Consider the following 4,123-nt stretch of genomic DNA (forward strand, 5'->3'; position numbering starts at 1 on the left):
GGCCTGGAACTCGCGGGTTTCAACCGCAAAGCTGAACCGTTGGCTGGATCGGGTCACGGTAAACCATCCACCGCCGGCCGTGGCCGGGCGGCGTATCCGACTGCGCTACATGACACAGCCGAAAACCAGGCCGCCACATTTTGTTGCCTTTTGTTCGCGCCCCGAACAGCTGCCGGAAAGCTATACCCGCTATCTGGTCAATTCGCTGCGCGAGACATTCAATATTCAAGGCACCCCGATCCGCTTGTCCTATCGCAAGGGGGAGAACCCCTATGCCGTCAAGAAGAAGCGGAAAATTCAGTAAGCGACTTCCAGTCGCGACCCGTCTTTGATTAGAAAACACTGATTCCCGGTCACATTCCGACCGCCTGGTTTATGTATCTGAAGGAGATATTTGATGGTTTCCGAACGGCTCGCTTTCGCCGAAGCTCTTGCCCACAAGGCGGGGGAACTTGGCCTTGAGTATTTCCGAAAGCTGGACACCCTGACCATCACTCAAAAGGGGCATCAGGATCTCGTCTCCGAGGCGGATCAGAATGTCGAAACGCTTATCCGAAAGGAGTTGGCCGTTCATTACCCGGAAGATGGCATTCTGGGTGAGGAACATGGCATGGAGGAAGGCTCTTCAGGTTACACCTGGGTGACCGATCCGATTGATGGTACGGCAAATTTCGTGGCCGGCATCCCGCAATGGTGTGTGATCATTGCCTGCGTCCATCAGGGGCAGGTCATTATCGGCGTCATTCATGACCCGGTGTCCGGTGAAACCTTCAAGGCGGCAGCTGGACACGGTGCGTTTTTGAATGGCAAGCCGATCAAGGCTTCCGACAGCCAGAGCCTGACCAACGGATCTGTCGGGGTTGGCTTTAACGGCCGCACGGCTGTCACGGATGCGGTAAATGTTGTCGGCGCTTTGGTCTCCAAGGGAGGTGTCTTTTTCCGCAACGCCTCCGGAGGCCTCATGCTCGCCTACGCTGCAGCTGGCCGCCTGATCGGCTACGTCGAATCTCATATGAATGCCTGGGACTGTCTTGCAGGTATGCTGATCACCAAAGAAGCTGGTGGAGAGGTCCTTGAGCAGGACGTCAACCACGCGCTCTACCACGGTGCGCGTGTTGTTGTCGGCGCTCCCGGTGTCTTCGGTGACATCAAGGAAATCGCCGAAAGCTCTTTCTCGCCATTCGAAGCGGCCTGACTATCGTCAGCCATTGACCACGCCCGGTGCGAAACCGGGCGCATTCGCTGCGAAAATCTCTCGTTCCTTAATGCTTCAGCTGATTGACGATATCCGGATCGGTGATTTTGTCGTCTGCTGCCAGCATTATGGCTTTTGACAGAATTACAGACAATCTCGAGTCACCTTCAAACGGCAGACTTATCTTGCCGGCTTTGGATGAGGGACCCTTGATGATGCATAGGAAACGATTCCCCGGGTCCATCTGGATGTTCGAGGATTTCAGATGGATCCTGTAGGTGTTGAGTTTGCCTTCTACAATCAGGAAGTTCCCATCGATGCGTGCGACATCCCTGATCTTCAGGCGTGGCAGCAGGGCTTCGAGAACCCGTTTTCTTGTTACCGCAAAAGAATCCAATTCACCGAAGGCAAATGAATCCCAATAGCTGCGCGCTTCCGGTGTAGGCCCTTGATCAAACCATGTCGGGTCATTACCGACGCTGGCCACACCAACGACCAAGTCCGCATCGCGCATTGTTTCTGAAAACAATCTGGGTGGAACAGTGTCGAGCGGCACAGGGGCGTCTTCATTGCCGAAGAAACGGAGCTGGTCGGTTGCAACATAATTGAACATTCCGGCATCGTTCAGATAGTCATCAGTCGACTCCGTGGTGTGAAACAGGAATTCGGCCTTCAGCGGAGACGTTGAAAAAGTCTTGGAAGCGAACTGGGTTTGGTCAGCATACGTAAAGCTGCCCATAAGACTGTAATGCCAGTTGCGCTTTGCCAGAAGGGCGGCAGCCTGGTGCTGCTTGACGATATGAGCCGCCATACGGTTGGAGTAGACGCGGCTCTCGCGCTCCGCCTCGGTGATAGAATAGACCTCTCGATGTGCCTGTTTGGTCGGCTGAGTGATTTCAAGGGCGGCGAGACGTTCCTGCCAGGCTTCTCTTTCGGCAGTTGAGTATTCAACCGGATGCCACAGGCGCACGGTTGTTGCGGCTTCGGTTTCGACCTTCAGGCCTTTCACGTCCTGCCAGATGCCATCCTGGAAAAGCGCAGGAGTTGAGTTCTGATCAGTGGTTAACTCCCAGATCAGAGACCGCGCCAATGCGCAAATAAGTCCATGATTGACGTAGTACTGCTCGATATCGTCCAGCGGCCAGGTGACGTCTTCGGCGAACAGGAGGTCAATGAGGTCCCTCTGTGCCACCAGGGACTTTTTCATCGCGTCGAGCGTTTGTTTTTCTTCCTTGTATTTTTGTTTCAGCTCATCGTCCGAGTTCACCGCGCTCGGCTTGGATTTCTGCGGTGTGCCATCCGGTTTCAACCATGTCTGGCCGATGTCGTCTGGCCCGGAAACCTCGACCCGTAGGCCAAACGAACCAAACTCAATGGTCTTAGCACCATCGGTCAGCCCGAAGTCCGGTACCGACCGTTCCTGAAGTTGCAGGGGCGTCATTCCAGCTTCGACTGCCTTGGCGGCGACCAATTTCTCGATTTTCTGACGCACGCTCTTTTGTTTGATCGCCGTGGTGAGCTGTGAAAGCCTTGTCGTCGCAACGACCCCCTTAGCCTCGGACAGATAAATTAGGCAGGCATTTGCGATTGCTTTCGAAGCCGCACCTGTCCCAGGTTGCGGTTTCATTGCTCTGACGGTTAGATCGGCAATCAAGTTCACGGTCGCCGGATCGTGCAGATCCGTGCACATCCAGACCAACCCCTTGATCAAGTCCGTATTGTGATCCGAATAGACGGACTCGTCAGGATCGGTTGCCTTGGCATCCAACGCCAGATGCAGCCAGCGGCGCAGCAGCTCACCAAATTGGTCTGCACCTGTTACTTCGAGCAGCTTTCGGGTCGCGGCGATGAATTTTTTGGTTGGTTTGCTTCCTTTCGCGCTAGCGGCATGCCGTACGAGCCGATTGCAGGTCGGGGCGGTGCTGCGGTCGGCGCTGCGCAGATCATGCAGCAGGCGTGGACCGAAATCGTCTATGCGGTTTAAGTACCAGTCTCCGAGAAGGTTTCCACGGTAGGGCAGGTCTTCTTCGGCGACACCCGCACTGGCGACAAGCAGCGTGGTTATGCGCTCTGCCACCGGTTCGAATTCAGGTCCGCGGTCGAACTGGTGTCGCTTGAAATAATCTTCATCGCTGTCTTGAGCGAAGTAGAGAATGTCCAGGAGCCATGACAGGGATTGTTCGGATGGGGCATGGGTCTTCGATTGCCTGTTGACGATCCTGAAAATGCGCACGAAGGGCACGTCGCAGAGCACGAAATTGTCGTCGTTGCCCGCAGTTTCATTGTCTCTGTGCAGTTTGAAGATGTGGTAGGCCCAGCCGATCAGTTCGTCGATGGGGATAGGTTCATTCCACTTCAGCACCTCGGAAAAGAACAGTTCCTCGTGGAAGCCATAATCCTCTGTAAGCTGCGCGAGTTTTTCTGCCGGATATATGTCGTTAATCAGGCGCTCGTACAGAAATCTGGCAAAGGCAATGCGTGTGTCCGACGATGTTTTGGTGAATTCGTCCCATGTTTCACTCTTCTGGAGTATTATCTCCTGTTCCGGGTTGTCGCGTGCAGCGTCCGCTTCGGAAATTACGGTCTGCATGAGATCGTCGTAATTTACAGCGTCGAATTTTTCTTCAATTTTTGTGTCAGGCATAAAACTTCTCACGAAATCTGGTTTTTGGAGCATTGCTCTGATCACACGCGTTCCGCTTCGCAGTTGAGCGGGTAGGCGGAGTGTGACTGGAAAAAATGCGGTGTTGCATAGGATTCGACAGTACAGTTGGCGTTGTCGGGGCTGGCGTTTTCACGATCAAATCGCGACAACAATCGGTGGAACATCTGTTCCTTTGCTGCTGCAACTGACGGGCGCGCTGTTGATCGGTCGCGCTGCCGCTAGAGGGGAGTGTCATCGCTTTCGACGCTTGCACTGTCGATTTC

At 54.4% G+C, this 4,123-nt stretch carries 2 protein-coding genes and 1 pseudogene; 2 read left to right on the forward strand and 1 reads right to left on the reverse strand.

Annotation, left to right across the window (positions count from 1 at the left end; all coding sequences use genetic code 11):
- Positions 1-304: pseudogene (locus K5905_RS29015) on the forward strand (ribosome biogenesis GTPase Der); the annotation flags it as partial.
- A gap of 93 nt (positions 305-397) precedes the next feature.
- Positions 398-1,195, forward strand: coding sequence for an inositol monophosphatase family protein (locus K5905_RS29020; protein WP_297590966.1), 798 nt, complete (start codon positions 398-400; stop codon positions 1,193-1,195).
- Positions 1,196-1,262: 67 nt separating this feature from the next.
- Here K5905_RS29020 and K5905_RS29025 read toward each other — a convergent pair whose 3' ends face one another.
- Positions 1,263-3,839, reverse strand: coding sequence for a DUF4132 domain-containing protein (locus K5905_RS29025; protein ID WP_297590968.1), 2,577 nt, complete (start codon positions 3,837-3,839; stop codon positions 1,263-1,265).
- Positions 3,840-4,123 lie beyond the last annotated feature (284 nt).

Source organism: Roseibium sp. (assembly GCF_025698965.1).
GTDB lineage: Bacteria > Pseudomonadota > Alphaproteobacteria > Rhizobiales > Stappiaceae > Roseibium.